Genomic DNA, 15638 nt, shown 5'->3' with positions numbered 1-15638 from the left:
TATTTTTTAGGCAATGCTCAATATTAAATCGGCAATACGGACTAAACAATGAAACAACACGAAACGGCAGATAATTCTCAAGGCCAGCTTTATATTGTACCTACTCCTATCGGGAATTTGTCTGATATTACCCAACGTGCGCTCACCGTTTTACAAGCTGTTGATTTAATTGCCGCTGAAGATACCCGCCACACTGGCCTGCTGCTGCAACATTTCGCGATCAGCGCCAAAATGTTTGCCTTGCACGATCACAATGAGCAACAAAAAGCCGAAACGCTGGTGGCTAAACTGAAAGAAGGGATGACTATCGCGCTGGTGTCCGATGCAGGGACGCCGCTGATCAACGATCCGGGCTATCACCTGGTGCGTACCTGCCGCGAAGCGGGTATCCGCGTGGTGCCGCTGCCGGGCCCGTGCGCAGCGATTGCCGCTTTAAGCGCGGCGGGCCTGCCATCCGACCGCTTCTGTTACGAAGGTTTCTTACCGGCAAAATCCAAAGGCCGTCGCGACGTCCTGAAGGATCTCGAAGCCGAACCGCGCACGCTGATTTTCTATGAATCAACCCACCGTCTGCTGGACAGTTTAGAAGATATGGTTGGCGTCTGGGGGGAGTCTCGCTACGTGGTGCTGGCCCGCGAGCTGACCAAAACCTGGGAAAACATCCACGGCGCACCGGTCGGTGAACTGCTGGCATGGGTGAAAGAGGACGAAAACCGCCGCAAAGGGGAGATGGTGCTAATCGTCGAAGGCCATAAAGCGCAAGAAGAGGCGCTACCTGCCGAAGCGCTGCGCACTCTGGCGCTCCTGCAAGCCGAACTGCCGCTGAAAAAAGCCGCCGCCCTCGCCGCCGAAATCCACGGCGTGAAAAAGAATGCGCTGTATAAGTATGCCCTGGAGCAGCAGGGGGAATAATCCCGTTGTTGGCCGGGCAAGCATAGTTATGCCCGGCACACTCTTAATTACAAAATCCCCAATCCCGACCCCGCAATTGCCAGCACAAAAGTGACGGCAATTAGCAGTACCGGATGCGCTTTCTTGACCCGCAGCAGGTAGTACATCAGCAGGGTATAGCCCATCGGCAAAATGTTCGGGAACACCTTGTCAAAGAAGTCCTTTTGCAGCGCCACGCTGTGAGTGGCATCGATGGCAAAGCTGGTGACAACGTTGATGTGCACGTACGAGGCTATCAGCCCGCCGATCACCGTGATCCCAAGAATGGTTGCCGACCGGGCGATCATCTGTGAATTTTCTCGCACCTTATCGATCGCTTTGATCCCCACCGTATACCCGACGTGCGTCCAGCCTACACGCAGGAAGAAGATCGCAAGGTAAACGGCGAAGAACAGTATCGGCCCCAGCAGGTTGCCCTGGCTGGCAAACGACGAACAAATCCCGGCCATGATCGGCAGCAGCGTAAACCAGAAAATCGCGTCGCCAATTCCGGCGATAGGGCCAAACAGCGCCACTTTCAGCCCTTTAATGGTGCTGCGGTTTTCGCCTTTCTCCTCCATGGAGATCAACAGGCCCATCAGGAACCCCACCAGATTCGGGTGAGTGTTGATAAATTCCAGATGATCCTTCATCGCCGCGCTTAACCCTTCTTTGTCGCCTTTGTAGATCTTTTTCAGGATCGGCAACATCGCCCAGGTAAAACCGCCCGCCTGCATGCGTTCGTAGTTAAAGCTCGCCTGCAGCAGAGAGGAGCGAAAGCCAAGGCGGGTAATGTCTTTTTTACTGATTTCAGATCCCATTGCTGTAATCCTCTTCATCTTTTTTCGCTGCAGTGACAGCGGGCTGCGCGGCGTTTTTGGCTTTAGCGTTAAAGAACTCATACACCGCAAATCCGGCCCCCAGCACGGCCACCGGCAGCAGGTTGCTCACCTGGATATAACAGACGAACAAGAACCCGGCGATGAGATACGGAATGTACTGCGCCTTGAACATCACGCGCAGCAGCAGGCCGAAGCCGACCGCAGGCAGGATGCCGCCCGCGACTTCAAAGCCGTGGGTAAGCCAGGCAGGCATCGCTTTGACCAGCGCCTGCATGGCTCCTTGCGCCAGGTAAGTGCAAAGGAAGGTAATGACGGCGTAAGTGCAGGCGACAATCAGCGTCGTTGTCCAGTTCAGACGGGCGAAAGCGGCGGTGTTGGTCTCTTTCGCGTACTTATCGGCCTTCGACATAAACAGCGAGAACGCTGAATAGAAAAACAGAATCACATACTGCATCAGCAGGCTAAACGGCAGCCCAAGACCAATAGCGGTTTTGGCATCGACCCCGGTGGACCAGGCAATGACGGTGGTCATCACCCCGGCCATAATCGGGTTCGGCGGCTGCACACCGCCGGCAGGGGTTAAACCGGCGAACGCCAGCTCCGTCAAACCGCCGGTAATTAAACCGATGTGGATATCGCCCAGAATCGCCCCGGTGAGGGTACAAACGATGATGGGACGAAACAGAAACAGTGCTTCCAGCCAGAAATCTATCCCTAGAAAAAATACTAAAGCCGCCAGGGATATCCCCTGAATCAATGTTATTTCGTGCATTTTTTTGCCTCATAATGATGACTTCAGCTATTTGAATGTCGAGACACTGCCACTAATCGGGGATGCCCTCTTTCGCATCACCGGGAACATCCTGGATAAAAAGATTCACGCCGCTGTGCTTGATAAAGCGCAGATCGTCGAGATCCTGTTCGTCGACATACACTTTGCTGCTGATCTGCCGTTTCCCCTCCGAGAAGTGCATATTGCCGACATTGACATCCTTCAGCGGCACGCCGCCTTCAATCAGTTTCCTGACGATGTCCGGCGTGCGGCAAATCAGGAAAATTTTCTGGTGCGGCGCGGCTTTTTCAATGATGGCGATAGTCTTCTCGATGGAGAAAAAGCGGATACCAAATCCATAGGTATCGGCGGTGATGCCCATCAGTTTTTGCTGGATCTCGTCTTTGGCGACCTCATCGTCAACGACGATCAACAAATTGGCTCCGATGGTCGACGTCCATGTCACACCAACCTGACCATGCACCAGACGATTATCGATACGGGTCAATAAGATATTGGGACTGCTCATAGTCTTCCTTCCTGCCGATGTTGAGTTGTGAGTGTTGTTGTCTTTATCAAACGGTGGCGGAATCGAGCACCAGCTTGTTGGCCGATCCGCAGACGTTTATTTTGTTTTTTACCACCTCTTTCATGGCGTCCATACCCACTCGCATGTAGTAACGCGGATCGTTACCCTGCGGATTTTCGCGAAACCACTCTTTGACCGCCGCGGAAAACGCGATTTTCAGTTCCGTCGCCACATTCACTTTGCATACGCCAAGCTCAATAGTGCGACGCACATATTCATCCGGCACATCGCTCGCGCCGTGCAGCACCAGCGGAATATCCACCACATCGCGGATTTCACCGAGGCGTTTGAAATCAATTTTCGGCGTTTTGGTGTACAGCCCATGCGCCGTGCCGATTGCCACTGCGAGGCTGTCGACGCCGGTCAGTTCGACAAAGCGTTTCGCTTCCTGCGGGTCCGTCAGAAATGCGCTCTCTGCGTCCACGCTCATGTCGTCTTCCACACCGCCCAGCCGTCCCAGCTCTGCCTCGACGCTGCAATCATTGAGATGGCAGAAATCCACCACCGATTTCACCAGCTTCACGTTCTGCTCAAACGGGTAATGACTGCCGTCAATCATCGCGCTGCGCACGCCCGCATTGACCTTGCGACGAATATCCTCCAGTGATTCGTGGTGATCGAGATGCAGTGCCAGCGGCATGTCGTAGCTGATGGAGTAGGCGCTGCACAGGGCGTAGATCTCTTCGAAGGCGATATGTTTATAAGTGCCGGGCGTTCCGGCGAGGATCACCGGCGATCGCATTTCGCTGCACACTTCGAGGATCGCCTGGATCGTCTCGGCGTTATGGATGTTAAACGCAGGAACGGCATACCCTTTTGCCTGGGCATCCTGAAGAAGATATTTGGTGGAGATAATGCTCATGATGCGCTCCTTGGGGCTGACCACGGGTGAATCACAACGCCTTGCACTACGCGGTTGACGGTACCGCTGGCGGATGGGGTGTCCGGGGTATTGCCGACGCTAATCGACTGGGTCAGGGCAAAGACCTGGGCGTAGATCAGGAAACAAAAGGCCAGTTCCACGTCGATAAAGTCACGCGAGGCGGGCAGCAAAATATGAGGGCCAGCGTCGATCACCGGATCGCGATCGGCGGCGATGGCGACCACATGCATTGCCTGGCCGTCGCGGCGCAGTTCTTCCAGCAGATCAAGATCGTACTGGCGCGTATACGGATGGCTGGAGACAAATACCACCACCAGCGTTTCGTTATCGATCAGCGATTTCGGGCCGTGACGGAACCCGGTCGGCGAGTCGTAAAACGCGACCACTTTCCCGGCGGTAAGCTCCAGCACTTTGAGCGCCGATTCCCGAGCCGCCGCCTGTAATCCGCCGCTGCCGAGATAGACGATGCGCTTCCAGGGCTTATCACCGAACACGCCGTGACTGAAATCGGTTAGCGAGGCGAGGATCGACTGGCAGCGATCCGCCACGTCCTGGAAGGTGTGACAGTTGATCGTATCCGGTGCGAACACCGCCAGGCAACTCGCCATCATGGTGGTGATGCTGCTGGTCATGGCGAATCCGCGATCGTGCGTTTCAGCAGGCATCAGCAGGGCAAAGGCGTTGTCGCTGGCGACGGCGGTTTGGTACAGGCTACCGGCTTCGTTGCAGGTGATCGTCAGGTGATAGCACGCAGGGACGAACTGGTTTGCCAGCTCGACGGCGGCCACGCTTTCCGGGCTGTTGCCGGAACGGGCGAACGAGACCAGCAGTAAAGGATGCGCAGGATTCAGATAATCCATGGGATTCGTCACCAGATCGGTGGTGGGAATCGCCGTAAAATTTTTCCCGGTGTGGCGTGAAAGCCACGGGGCGATAATGTCGCCGATAAATGCGGATGTTCCCGCTCCCGTCAGAACGATCCGCAGATCGTCTTTTTGCAGCAACGGTGAGAGGAAGCGATCGAGAGTCTGTCGGATATTGGCGATATTTTTAAGGGAACGGCTCCAGCAGTCGGGTTGCTGACGGATCTCTTTTTCCGTCCAGGTGCCGGTGGCGGTTTGGCTTTCTGACATAACGCAGTCCTTAGTAAGGTGAAACCCGCGTCAGACGCCAGTGCAGTCACTTTTGCCTTTCGTTTCGTTTCACTTGTTCGATTGATTAAAATCTATCGAAAGGAAAACGAAAGATCAACAAACAAAAAGAAATAAAACGGAAAGTGTGATCAAAGAGACACGCAATTTCACCCATTACATTGATACATAAGTAATATTTTAAAAGTAAATGTCCTTTGCGATATGATGACGAAAGGAAAAGAAAGGCCTTACGGATCTACACCGAAGGCCAAGGCGATACACAATGAAAGGGCTAAGGGGGAGAGCCTGCCCTGAATGAAATGAAAAAGTTGGCGTTAGATCCCTTCCTCAACGGGCTTTTCATCCCGACAGCGCCCCAGCTCATCCACCAGACTCGTCAGGCCGCGATGCCCGCACTCCAGCGCCTGTAAGCGAAAGGCTTCGCTGCTCAGGCCGTCGCGCTCCATCACCATCTCCAGCAGCAGCTGTAAATTGGTGCCAGTGATCACTTCCCAGCCCGGCTTTTCCATCGCCATGGTGGAGGCCACGCGAAAAGGCGTACCGCCCAGCAGATCGGTCAGAAAGACGATATCTTCCGCATCACCCAAATCGGCGATCGCCCGTTCCAGCTGTGAGGTTAGCAGGGCAGTGGTGGACGTTTCGGGAAAGTCGATGGCGACAAACTGCTCCTGCTCACCGAGGATCTGCTTCATCGCTTTTTCCAGCCCGCTGGCAAACCCACCGTGGCCCGTCAAAATAATGCTTAACATCTAAGACCTCTTTGTATTCACAGGAAGTGACAGAATTTACCTACCACGCCAAGCACCACCGTAATGCCGATGAGGCGTAACGGGCTCCAGCCACGGCGGACCAGCCAGAACATGGTCAGGGTGTAGACCAGCGGCAGAAACGCAGGCATCAGCTTGTCGATCACGTCGGTTTGCAGTTTCACCACCGCGTCCCCTGCGGTGATCTCAAGCGTGGTATTCAGGCGCACATACGTGGCAACCAGCGCACCAATTACGGTCATCCCGACGATGGAAGCCGCGTGGCCGACCTTTTTGGTGTTGGCCTTAATCAGTGGAATGGCGGCAACGCCCATACGATATGCATAGTGTGCCAGACCAAAACGCAGACCCAGGTGTACCACGTTGAACATCACAATAAACACGACTGCGCCAAGTATTGAGCCTTGCAGCGCAAGACTGGCACCGATACCGCCGCAAATCGGCAGCAGCGTCAGCCAGAACATGGCATCGCCAATCCCGCCGAGCGGCGCGCCCACCGCAATCTTGGTGCTCTGAATGCTGTTCACGTCCTGCTTCGAGCGCTCCATGGCGAGAATAATGCCGATCACAAAGGTCACCAGGAACGGATGGGTGTTGAAGAACCCCATGTGGCCCTTCATGGCGCGCGCCAGATCGCGTTTGTTGCTGTGGATTTTTTTCAGCGCCGGAAGCAGGCCATACAGCCAGCCTGAGGCCTGCATACGCTCGTAGTTGAACGATGCCTGCAGCAGCATCGAACGCCAGGCCACACGGTTGATATCCTTTTTCGTCAGCTCCGCGCCGATAGTCTGATCTTCATAGATATTTTCGTTCACGCCGGACAGAAGCGTCTCGTCGGTTTCGGAGACGGTCGGCAGGGTGGTTTGATTAGATGCCATCTTCGAATTCCTCTTTCTGGGCGACCGGCGCGGCCGGTTCAGGTGATTTACGCAGAAAATCGATCAGCGCCATCGCCAGCGCTGCCGCAGCAATGGCCAGCACCGGCAGTTTGAGCCAGGCGGCGGCGACAAAACCAAGGATGAAATAGGGGATGTAGACGTTTTTCATCATGATTTTCAGCAGCACGGCGAAACCAATCGCAGGCATGATGCCGCCTGCCACGCCGAGACCGTCAATCAGACGGGCAGGCAGAACATCAATGGCCGTTTTCGCGTGCTCTGCCCCGAAATAAATCGGCAGGAATGCGCAAAGAAAATAGAAGATCCCCAGTGCCAGGAGTGCCAGATAGTTCACCCGCTCGATCCCGTTGGTGTCGGCGTTCGCCGCCATCCGGTCGCAGCGCGCCATCACGCCGGACATGACCGAGAACAGGAAAGTAATCCCCATCTGAACCGCAACAGCGAACGGCACCGCCACACCCACCGCGACTTCCGGTTTTACGCCCGTGGTGATGGCGAACGTCGTCCCGACAATAGTACCGATAATGACGTTCGGCGGCTGCGCGCCCGCCAGCGGTGCCAGACCCATCCACACTAATTCCAGCGTCCCGCCGGTCAGAATACCCGTATGCAGATCGCCCAGAATCAGGCCCACCAGCGGCCCAAGCACCACCGGGCGGTGCATATGCGTTAAACCGTTGAACATATCCAGGCCCGCGATAAAGGCGAGAATGCCCAACGCAAATGCCTGCAACAGACTGATTTCCATTGTGAATCCCTCAGAGTAGTTTAAAGAGATCCAAAGCGGGTTCTGTCGGGACGCCCTGCACGAAGCATTCCACCCCGGCGGCTTTCAGGCCGCCAAATGCCGCAATATCACCGGCGTCGACAGAGACCGTTTTGGCAATTTGTTGTTTGCCATTGGCGTAGTGCATGTTTCCTACATTGATACGTTTCACGGGCACGCCGCCCTCAACGAGGGTCAGGAAATCGGCCGGTGACTTGCAGACCAGCAGGATTTTCTGTCGGTCGGCGGCGCGATGAATGTTGTCGATCACTTTTTGCAGAGACCAGAAACGCACCGCGATCCCCTCCGCCAGCACCATTTCCATCAGGTTTTGCTGGACCGAATCCTCAGCGACGTCATCATTAGCGACCAGCACCAGATTCGCGCCTGCGAACCCCACCCACTGAACGCCTACCTGGCCGTGGATTAACCGTTCATCGATGCGGCATAAGACAATGTTTGGCATGGCATTATCCTCTTCGTTGTTATGCGTTATGGGACGACGCGCCCTGACAGGCTGCGTGATACTGGCGCAGTATGTCCTGAATGTGGTCGATAATGAGTTCCCGTGGCGTCGCCTTGAGAGCCTCCTCGCGAACTTTTCGATATTGCAGCGGCAGGTACTGGCTCACGAGCGGAAGGGGAATCGGCTCATCCGCCAGATTGCGCACCAGCCGTTCGAAGGCGTCGTCGATCTGACTGTCCGGCCAGTAGTAACGAACACGATCCGAATAGCTGTAGCCGCGCGCCAGCCGACGAGCATTCCCGTCGCCGTGGTAGTGGCTTTGCCAGTATTCCGGGCGGTCGAGCATCACGCTTTCAAGCACCTGACGCAGGCCCGAGCTGGCTTTGGCCGGCAGCAGCTCTTCTTCAATAGCAGCGAGTGAGAACAGCGCTTCGCGCAGGGCGAAGGTGAGAGCCGGGCCAACTTTCAAAATCGCGAAGTGATCTTTTACCAGCTGGCGCAGCGCCTGTGGCGTCTGGTAGTCGGTGGAGTGCGCTTCAAAGACCAGAGAATCCCAGGATGTTGCCATTTCACTGAGCGCAACGGCGTTTTCCGGGCGATAGTCGATCACATGGGTGTGGTCGAACTCAACGCCAGGCTGCACCACCAGCCCGATAATGCGTGGCCAGACTGCGCTCAGCCCCTGTTTTTCGAAGGCGTGGCGATGGGCTTCCAGTGTGGCGCGAGCGGCCTGTGGTGTGGTTACTTCCAGTTCGGTTAGCGTCTCGTGAGCACCGCCGGGAACCGGCACTTCTGTGCCAATCACGTACACCAGATCTGACTCACCAAAGCGCTCGCGGCAGGTCTGCTCGGCGATCTTCGCCAGCCGTGCGGCGCGCTCGGCGACGATGGCGTCCGTGAGCGGCACCGGATCGTCCTCGCATGACATGCTGCAATCGAGGTGGATCTTTGTAAATCCGGCGGCCACGTAGCTTTTGATCAGATCGTCGGCGTTGGCCATCGCTTCACTGGCGGTGAGGTTTTGCCAGCGATTAGGGCCGAGATGATCGCCACCTAAAATCAGCTGCGACAGGGGGAAATTCAGTCCGCTGGCAAGCTGGCTGACAAAAGCGTGAAAATCGGCGGGTGTCATACCCGTGTAGCCGCCGAACTGATCCACCTGGTTGGAAGTGGCCTCAATCAGCAGGGCGGTGTGATGATCGCGAGCGAAGCGAATCGCGGCTTCAAGTACCAGTGGATGTGCGGAACAGACGGCGTAAATTCCATTGTCTGCCCCTGCTTTGTGCAATTCCACCATTTCAATAAGATGTTTCACTTTCCTCTCCACGTTGGATGGTTTGAGTGCTAATCTTTCGTTTTATTTCACTTTATACTGCGTGATGGTCTTATAAAAATAAAACGAAAGATAATAGTTTTCCGATCTGTTTCACAAAAGAAACATAATGAAAGGTTTCAGCACGGGGATAATAGGTTGTCGGAGCGGGATGGGGCTTGCATTCCCCTAAAAGAAAGGCGTTAATAGATAAAACGAAATGAAACGAAAGATTTTCTTAAAGGAGCTCGCATGAGCAGCACCGAATCCTCCACGGAGAAACGTGTGACCGGCACCAGCGAAAGGCGTGAACAAATTATCCAGAGGTTGCGGCAGCAGGGTAGCGTGCAGGTGAACGATCTTTCGCTGCTGTATGGCGTATCAACGGTGACGATCCGTAACGATCTCGCTTTCCTGGAAAAGCAGGGTATCGCCGTTCGTGCCTACGGCGGCGCGCTGATTTGCGATAGCAACACACCGGGGCTGGAGCCTTCCGTCGAAGATAAAAGCTCACTTAATACGGCGGTCAAACGCAGCATCGCCCAGGCGGCAGCCAATCTGATCAAACCGGGTCACCGCATCATTCTTGACTCCGGCACCACGACCTATGAAATTGCGCGCATGTTACGCCAGCATACGGACGTGATCGCCATGACCAACGGCATGAACGTGGCGAATGCCCTGCTGGAAGCGGAAGGCGTCGAGCTGCTGATGACCGGCGGGCATCTGCGTCGTCAGTCGCAGTCGTTCTACGGCGATCAGGCTGAGCAGTCGCTGCAAAACTACCATTTCGATCTGCTGTTCCTGGGGGTGGATGCTATTGATACGGACCGTGGCGTCAGTACACACAATGAAGATGAAGCCCGACTGAACCGTAAGATGTGCGAAGTGGCGGAGCGGATAATCGTGGTGACCGATTCCAGCAAGTTCAATCGCTCAAGCCTGCACAAAATCATCGATACCCCGCGTATCGATATGATCATCACCGACGAAGGGATTCCGGCTGAGAGCTTACAGGAGCTTCAGCGTTCGGGGATTGAAGTGGTGCGGGTTAAAGAGTGAGCGCAAATCTGGCCGGGTGGCAGCTGCGCCTTTCCCGGCCTATGGAAACCTTGTGCCCGGTAAGCGTAACGCTACCAGGCACAGGCATCAGGTCACCGGAGCCGGGTTAAACACCGCCAGTTGGTTGTGTAATCCCCATTGATCGGAGAAGGTTTTTTTACGGCCACTCGCGACATCCAGAATAAAGTGGAACAACTTCCAGCCCACGTCCTCAATCGTCTCTTCACCCGTCGCAATAGTCCCGGCGTTGATGTCCATTAAGTCATACCAGCGGTTTGCAAGCTCTGTGCGGGTCGCCATTTTGATCACCGGAACTGCCATCAGCCCGTACGGCGTGCCGCGCCCGGTAGTGAACACTTGCACCGTAATCCCCGATGCTACCTGCTGCGTGCCGCAGACAAAATCGCTGGCAGGCGTAGCGGCATAAATCAGGCCGCGTTTGGTCGGGCGCTGACCCGGAGAAAGCACTTCGGAGATGGCGCTCTGGCCGGATTTCGCAATCGAGCCGAGGGCTTTTTCGACGACGTTCGCCAGCCCGCCTTTTTTGTTACCCGGTGACGGGTTCGCGCTGCGGTCGGTCTGTCCCATATCGAGATAGTTGTCGTACCAGGCCATCTCTTCCAGCAGGCGTTTGCCCACCTCTTCGTTGATGGCGCGCGGGGTGAGAAGGTGGATCGCATCGCGCACTTCGGTCACTTCCGAGAACATGACCGTAGCGCCGCAGCGCACAAACAGGTCAGATGTGTAGCCGACCGCCGGGTTGGCGGTCACACCGGAGAAAGCATCGCTGCCGCCGCACTGGGTGCCGACCACCAGTTCGGACGCCGGGCAGGTTTCGCGCTGGCGTTTATTCAGCTTTTCCAGGTGACGCACGGCGACCTGGAGAATATCGTCGACCATGGATTTAAAGCCGACGTGGTGCTCATCCTGCAGACGCACAATGCTGGCGTCATCCACGGCAATCGCCTGGACATCGTCAGTGCCTTGCAGCAGGCGCTCTGGCTGAAGTTTTTCGCAGCCCAGGCCAATCACCATTACCTCGCCGCCAAAATTGGGGTTGAGGGAGATATTATGGATGGTGCGAATGGGTACCACGGCGGCCGGGGCATTAATCGCCACGCCGCAGCCGTACAGGTGGTTCAGACCCACCACGCCGTCGACGTTCGGGTATTTCGGCAGCAGATCGCGTTCGATGATTTTCACCACGTAATCCACCACACCCGCCACGCAATGCACGCTGGTGGTAATGCCGAGCAGGTTTTTGGTGCCAACGCTGCCATCTTTGTTGCGATAACCTTCGAAGGTGTAGCCTTCCAGCGGCGGCAGCGGTTCAGGTACGCGCGTTGCTAACGGCAAAGTATTCAGCGGCGGGGCTTTCGGCAGCTCAACGAGTGACTCCTCAATCCAGCTGCCCTGCGGAATCGCCCGCACGGCGTAGCCGATGATCTCCCCGTAACGGACGATTTCGCCGTGGGCAGGGATATCGACCAGCGCGACTTTATGGCCCTGGGGAATATGTTCGATGAGTTCCAGGCCATCGGGGAAGCGTGTTCCTGCTCTCAGGCCATTGTCGTTAACAATAATCGCCACGTTATCCGTGTCGTTTACCTTTATATAGAACGCCGTCGGCGACTTTTGTCGAATTTCGATGTCGGCCATTGCTCATTATTCTCCAGTAAAACTTTAGATATTAAATGCAGTTAAGAGAGTGTTTATTTTCTTATTGTCAGAAATAAAGACGCTGCCTTCTTGAATAAAGAATGTCAGGAGTCGAAAGATAAAAATGTGACCAAGATCACTCCGCGAAACCTGCACCCGCGCCAGCTGGCAGGCAATGCGTAAATCTGTGCATCAGCGCCCATGAGATTGTGCATATGCTCAAAATAACGTTCATGAAGGCGGTGATAATTGAGCGATGCGACAATGTGCAGGGGCGAACGGATGTTTATACTTAATCACGATTTCATTGCATCTGGTTAATTAACGGATATTGCCTGCTATCGATAAATAATCAGTAAAGACTTTTCCAAAATAATAAAAATACCAAGATCGATGTGCCTGAGGAAATAAACATGTCACTGGAAACAGCTGTAGAAACGAAAAAGGGTATTCATACCCGCCATTTAATATTACTGATTATATTTATTGTGACGGCAGTGAACTACGCTGACCGCGCCACGCTGTCGATTGCCGGGACAGAAGTGGCAAAAGAGCTGCAGCTCAGCGCCGTATCCATGGGGTACATCTTCTCCGCGTTTGGCTGGGCGTATCTGCTGATGCAAATCCCCGGCGGCTGGCTGCTGGACAAATTTGGCTCGAAAAAAGTCTACACCTATAGCCTGTTTTTCTGGTCGCTGTTTACCTTCCTGCAGGGCTTTGTCGATCTCTTCCCGCTGGCGTGGGCCGGTATCTCCATGTTCTGTATGCGCTTTATGCTCGGTTTCTCCGAAGCACCGTCGTTCCCGGCTAACGCCCGTATTGTGGCGGCCTGGTTCCCGACCAAAGAGCGCGGCACCGCCTCGGCGATATTTAACTCCGCGCAGTATTTCTCGCTGGCACTTTTCTCTCCGCTGCTCGGCTGGCTGACCTTCGCGTGGGGCTGGGAACATGTCTTCACCGTGATGGGTGTCATTGGTTTCATCCTGACGGCGATGTGGGTGAAGTTCATCCATAACCCCACCGATCACCCGCGTATGTCTGCCGAGGAGCTGAAGTTTATCTCTGACGGTGGCGCGGTGGTCGATATGGATCATAAAAAACCGGGCGATAAAGCGGCGAGTGGTCCAAAGCTGCATTACATCAAACAGTTATTGACCAACCGCATGATGCTGGGCGTATTTTTTGGTCAATACTTTATCAACACCATTACCTGGTTCTTCCTTACCTGGTTCCCGATTTATCTGGTGCAGGAAAAAGGAATGTCGATTCTGAAAGTCGGCATCGTGGCCTCCATCCCGGCGCTGTGTGGTTTTGCAGGTGGCGTGCTGGGCGGTGTGTTCTCGGATCACCTGATTAAAACCGGCAAGTCGATCACCCTGGCGCGTAAGCTGCCGATTGTGCTCGGTATGCTGCTGGCGTCCTCCATTATCCTGTGCAACTACACCAATAACACGGTGCTGGTCGTCGCGCTGATGGCGCTGGCGTTCTTCGGAAAAGGCTTTGGTGCGCTGGGCTGGCCGGTGATTTCTGATACTGCGCCAAAAGAGATTGTGGGCCTGTGTGGTGGCGTGTTCAACGTCTTCGGTAACGTGGCGTCGATTGTCACCCCGCTGGTGATTGGTTATCTGGTGAGTGAACTGCATTCATTCAATGCGGCGCTGGTCTTCGTTGGCTGCTCTGCGCTGATGGCGATGTTCTGCTACCTGTTCGTAGTGGGTGACATCAAGCGTATGGAATTGCAGAAATAAGCGCCTCAACATCACGAATCATTGAAGGTAAAAGCGATGAGTAACGATATTTTCCCGAACAAGTTTAAAGCGGCCCTGGCGGCGAAAGAGATTCAGATTGGCTGCTGGTCTGCGCTGGCAAGCCCAATCAGCACCGAGGTTTTAGGTCTGGCAGGTTTTGACTGGCTGGTGCTCGACGGTGAACATGCGCCGAACGATATCAGCACCTTTATTCCACAGCTGATGGCACTGAAAGGCAGCAGCAGCGCGCCGGTGGTGCGTGTGCCGACCAACGAACCGGTGATTATTAAGCGCCTGCTGGATATCGGCTTCTATAACTTCCTGATCCCGTTTGTGGAAAATGTGGAAGAGGCGGTGCAGGCCGTGGCATCGACCCGCTATCCGCCGGAAGGCATTCGCGGTGTGTCCGTTTCCCATCGCGCCAACATGTTTGGCACCGTGCCGGACTACTTTGCGCAGTCCAACCAGAACATCACCATTCTGGTTCAGATTGAGAGCCAGCATGGCGTGGACAATGTGGATGCCATCGCTGCCACCGACGGCGTGGACGGCATCTTTGTCGGTCCAAGCGATCTGGCTGCGGCGTTGGGCCACCTCGGCAATGCCAACCACCCGGACGTGCAGCGCGCCATTCAGCACATTTTCGCTCGAGCGAAAGCTCACAACAAACCGTGCGGCATTCTGGCGCCGGTCGAGGCCGATGCCCGCCGTTATCTAGAGTGGGGCGCCACCTTTGTGGCCGTCGGCAGTGACCTCGGCGTCTTCCGCTCTGCAACGCAAAAATTAGCTGATTCCTTTAAAAAATAACCACCATCGACACGTGAGAGAGAGAACGTTATGACAATGAAAGTTGGTTTTATTGGCCTGGGTATCATGGGTAAACCAATGAGTAAAAACCTCATCAAAGCAGGTTACTCGTTGGTGGTTTCTGACCGTAATCCAGAAGTGATTGCGGAGCTGATTGCCGCCGGTGCCGAAACGGCCCTTACGGCAAAAGCAATTGCCGAGCAGTGCGATGTGGTCATCACCATGCTGCCGAACTCACCCCATGTGCAGGAAGTGGCGCTGGGTGAAAACGGCCTGATTGAAGGCGCGAAGCCGGGCCTGGTACTGATCGACATGAGCTCTATCGCCCCACTGGCGAGCCGCGAAATCAGCGAAGCGCTGAAAGCGAAAGGCGTGGACATGCTGGACGCGCCGGTGAGCGGCGGCGAGCCAAAAGCCATCGACGGCACCCTCTCGGTGATGGTGGGCGGTGATAAAGCGATTTTCGACAAATATTACGATCTGATGAAAGCGATGGCCGGTTCCGTTGTACATACGGGTGAAATCGGTGCAGGTAACGTCACCAAGCTGGCGAACCAGGTGATCGTTGCGCTGAACATTGCCGCGATGTCTGAAGCGCTAACGCTGGCGACCAAAGCGGGCGTGAATCCGGATCTGGTGTATCAGGCCATTCGCGGCGGTCTGGCGGGCAGTACCGTGCTGGATGCTAAAGCGCCGATGGTGATGGATCGCAACTTCAAGCCGGGTTTCCGCATTGATCTGCACATTAAAGATCTGGCTAACGCGCTGGACACCTCCCATGGTGTCGGCGCACAGCTGCCGCTGACCGCTGCGGTGATGGAGATGATGCAGGCCCTGCGCGCCGATGGTCTGGGAACGGCGGACCATAGCGCCATTGCCTGCTACTACGAAAAACTGGCGAAAGTGGAAGTCACTCGCTAATGACGTTCTGCCCGGATAGCGCACAGCGATCCGGGCCTACCCTGTAGGCCGGATAAGTGAA

16 protein-coding genes are annotated in these 15638 nt (G+C 55.2%); 5 read left to right on the top strand and 11 right to left on the bottom strand.

Translation table 11 applies throughout. The annotated features are described in order from the left end of the window. The first annotated feature begins 48 nt into the window (after positions 1 to 48). Positions 49 to 912 (top strand): 16S rRNA (cytidine(1402)-2'-O)-methyltransferase, encoded by an 864-nt coding sequence (gene rsmI, locus ACB496_RS19435; protein ID WP_371973294.1) that lies wholly within the window; start codon positions 49 to 51, stop codon positions 910 to 912. A 47-nt stretch (positions 913 to 959) separates the two neighbouring features. Here rsmI and agaD read toward each other — a convergent pair whose 3' ends face one another. From agaD to kbaZ, 10 genes are all read right to left on the bottom strand, one after another. Next, positions 960 to 1751 (bottom strand): PTS galactosamine transporter subunit IID, encoded by a 792-nt coding sequence (agaD, locus tag ACB496_RS19430; RefSeq protein WP_102105471.1) that lies wholly within the window; start codon positions 1749 to 1751, stop codon positions 960 to 962. Then, positions 1741 to 2544, bottom strand: coding sequence for a PTS galactosamine transporter subunit IIC (gene agaC, locus ACB496_RS19425; protein WP_100778776.1), 804 nt, complete (start codon positions 2542 to 2544; stop codon positions 1741 to 1743). Before agaC ends, agaD begins: the two co-directional genes overlap by 11 nt. A gap of 52 nt (positions 2545 to 2596) precedes the next feature. Further along, the gene (agaB, locus tag ACB496_RS19420) at positions 2597 to 3073 is read right to left on the bottom strand and encodes a PTS galactosamine transporter subunit IIB (RefSeq protein ID WP_100778777.1); all 477 of its coding nucleotides are present in this window, start codon (positions 3071 to 3073) and stop codon (positions 2597 to 2599) included. 46 nt (positions 3074 to 3119) lie between these two features. Next, a complete protein-coding gene (kbaY, locus tag ACB496_RS19415) occupies positions 3120 to 3995 on the bottom strand; it encodes a tagatose-bisphosphate aldolase subunit KbaY (protein WP_371973293.1) in 876 nt (291 codons plus the stop codon). Then, positions 3992 to 5149 carry an SIS domain-containing protein gene (locus ACB496_RS19410; protein ID WP_371973292.1) on the bottom strand — a complete coding sequence of 386 codons (1158 nt, stop codon included), beginning with the start codon at positions 5147 to 5149 and terminating at the stop codon, positions 3992 to 3994. Before ACB496_RS19410 ends, kbaY begins: the two co-directional genes overlap by 4 nt. 335 nt (positions 5150 to 5484) lie before the next feature. Next, positions 5485 to 5919, bottom strand: coding sequence for a PTS galactosamine/N-acetylgalactosamine transporter subunit IIA (gene agaF / locus ACB496_RS19405; protein ID WP_100778780.1), 435 nt, complete (start codon positions 5917 to 5919; stop codon positions 5485 to 5487). Positions 5920 to 5936: 17 nt separating this feature from the next. Further along, complete coding sequence (gene agaE, locus ACB496_RS19400; RefSeq protein ID WP_100778781.1) at positions 5937 to 6815, bottom strand: PTS N-acetylgalactosamine transporter subunit IID; 879 nt, start codon at positions 6813 to 6815, stop codon at positions 5937 to 5939. Then, positions 6805 to 7584, bottom strand: a complete 780-nt coding sequence (gene agaW / locus ACB496_RS19395; RefSeq protein WP_100778782.1) for a PTS N-acetylgalactosamine transporter subunit IIC — start codon at positions 7582 to 7584, stop codon at positions 6805 to 6807. The genes agaE and agaW overlap by 11 nt, the downstream gene beginning before the upstream one ends. A gap of 10 nt (positions 7585 to 7594) precedes the next feature. Further along, positions 7595 to 8068: a PTS N-acetylgalactosamine transporter subunit IIB gene (agaV, locus tag ACB496_RS19390; RefSeq protein ID WP_181826903.1), complete on the bottom strand. Its 474-nt coding sequence runs from the start codon at positions 8066 to 8068 to the stop codon at positions 7595 to 7597. Between the two features lie 19 nt (positions 8069 to 8087). Next, a complete protein-coding gene (gene kbaZ, locus ACB496_RS19385; protein ID WP_371973291.1) occupies positions 8088 to 9383 on the bottom strand; it encodes a tagatose-bisphosphate aldolase subunit KbaZ in 1296 nt (431 codons plus the stop codon). A 249-nt stretch (positions 9384 to 9632) separates the two neighbouring features. On the opposite strand from kbaZ, the gene ACB496_RS19380 reads away from it, so the two are divergent. Next, positions 9633 to 10442 (top strand): DeoR family transcriptional regulator, encoded by an 810-nt coding sequence (locus tag ACB496_RS19380; protein ID WP_268194794.1) that lies wholly within the window; start codon positions 9633 to 9635, stop codon positions 10440 to 10442. 87 nt (positions 10443 to 10529) lie between these two features. Here the strand turns inward: ACB496_RS19380 and garD are convergent, their stop codons facing one another. Further along, positions 10530 to 12101: a galactarate dehydratase gene (gene garD / locus ACB496_RS19375; RefSeq protein ID WP_371973290.1), complete on the bottom strand. Its 1572-nt coding sequence runs from the start codon at positions 12099 to 12101 to the stop codon at positions 10530 to 10532. 413 nt (positions 12102 to 12514) lie between these two features. Between garD and ACB496_RS19370 the strand changes: the two genes are divergently transcribed. From ACB496_RS19370 to garR, 3 genes are read left to right on the top strand one after another with little or no spacing between them, the layout of a single operon-like run. Beyond that, positions 12515 to 13849 (top strand): MFS transporter, encoded by a 1335-nt coding sequence (locus ACB496_RS19370; protein WP_100778793.1) that lies wholly within the window; start codon positions 12515 to 12517, stop codon positions 13847 to 13849. 36 nt (positions 13850 to 13885) lie between these two features. Further along, complete coding sequence (gene garL, locus ACB496_RS19365; RefSeq protein WP_312069372.1) at positions 13886 to 14656, top strand: 2-dehydro-3-deoxyglucarate aldolase; 771 nt, start codon at positions 13886 to 13888, stop codon at positions 14654 to 14656. Positions 14657 to 14686: 30 nt separating this feature from the next. Beyond that, on the top strand, positions 14687 to 15577 hold the full coding sequence (gene garR / locus ACB496_RS19360) for a 2-hydroxy-3-oxopropionate reductase (protein ID WP_100778795.1): 891 nt from the start codon (positions 14687 to 14689) through the stop codon (positions 15575 to 15577). Positions 15578 to 15638: the final 61 nt, after the last annotated feature.

This window comes from Lelliottia nimipressuralis, from assembly GCF_041464075.1.
GTDB classification, from domain to species: Bacteria; Pseudomonadota; Gammaproteobacteria; order Enterobacterales; family Enterobacteriaceae; genus Enterobacter; species Enterobacter nimipressuralis.
Note: the sequence above shows the minus strand (reverse complement) of the source record. Positions and strands in the feature narration are given on the sequence as shown.

What these genes read in the sequence shown, in the direction of transcription:
- ACB496_RS19370 (WP_100778793.1), top strand. Translation starts at nt 12,515, where the DNA reads ATGTCACTGGAAACAGCTGTAGAAACGAAAAAGGGTATTCATACCCGC.
- agaC (WP_100778776.1), bottom strand. Translation starts at nt 2,544, where the DNA reads ATGCACGAAATAACATTGATTCAGGGGATATCCCTGGCGGCTTTAGTA.
- agaV (WP_181826903.1), bottom strand. Translation starts at nt 8,068, where the DNA reads ATGCCAAACATTGTCTTATGCCGCATCGATGAACGGTTAATCCACGGC.
- kbaY (WP_371973293.1), bottom strand. Translation starts at nt 3,995, where the DNA reads ATGAGCATTATCTCCACCAAATATCTTCTTCAGGATGCCCAGGCAAAA.
- ACB496_RS19380 (WP_268194794.1), top strand. Translation starts at nt 9,633, where the DNA reads ATGAGCAGCACCGAATCCTCCACGGAGAAACGTGTGACCGGCACCAGC.
- rsmI (WP_371973294.1), top strand. Translation starts at nt 49, where the DNA reads ATGAAACAACACGAAACGGCAGATAATTCTCAAGGCCAGCTTTATATT.
- garD (WP_371973290.1), bottom strand. Translation starts at nt 12,101, where the DNA reads ATGGCCGACATCGAAATTCGACAAAAGTCGCCGACGGCGTTCTATATA.
- agaD (WP_102105471.1), bottom strand. Translation starts at nt 1,751, where the DNA reads ATGGGATCTGAAATCAGTAAAAAAGACATTACCCGCCTTGGCTTTCGC.
- ACB496_RS19410 (WP_371973292.1), bottom strand. Translation starts at nt 5,149, where the DNA reads ATGTCAGAAAGCCAAACCGCCACCGGCACCTGGACGGAAAAAGAGATC.
- agaE (WP_100778781.1), bottom strand. Translation starts at nt 6,815, where the DNA reads ATGGCATCTAATCAAACCACCCTGCCGACCGTCTCCGAAACCGACGAG.
- agaF (WP_100778780.1), bottom strand. Translation starts at nt 5,919, where the DNA reads ATGTTAAGCATTATTTTGACGGGCCACGGTGGGTTTGCCAGCGGGCTG.
- garL (WP_312069372.1), top strand. Translation starts at nt 13,886, where the DNA reads ATGAGTAACGATATTTTCCCGAACAAGTTTAAAGCGGCCCTGGCGGCG.
- agaW (WP_100778782.1), bottom strand. Translation starts at nt 7,584, where the DNA reads ATGGAAATCAGTCTGTTGCAGGCATTTGCGTTGGGCATTCTCGCCTTT.
- agaB (WP_100778777.1), bottom strand. Translation starts at nt 3,073, where the DNA reads ATGAGCAGTCCCAATATCTTATTGACCCGTATCGATAATCGTCTGGTG.
- garR (WP_100778795.1), top strand. Translation starts at nt 14,687, where the DNA reads ATGACAATGAAAGTTGGTTTTATTGGCCTGGGTATCATGGGTAAACCA.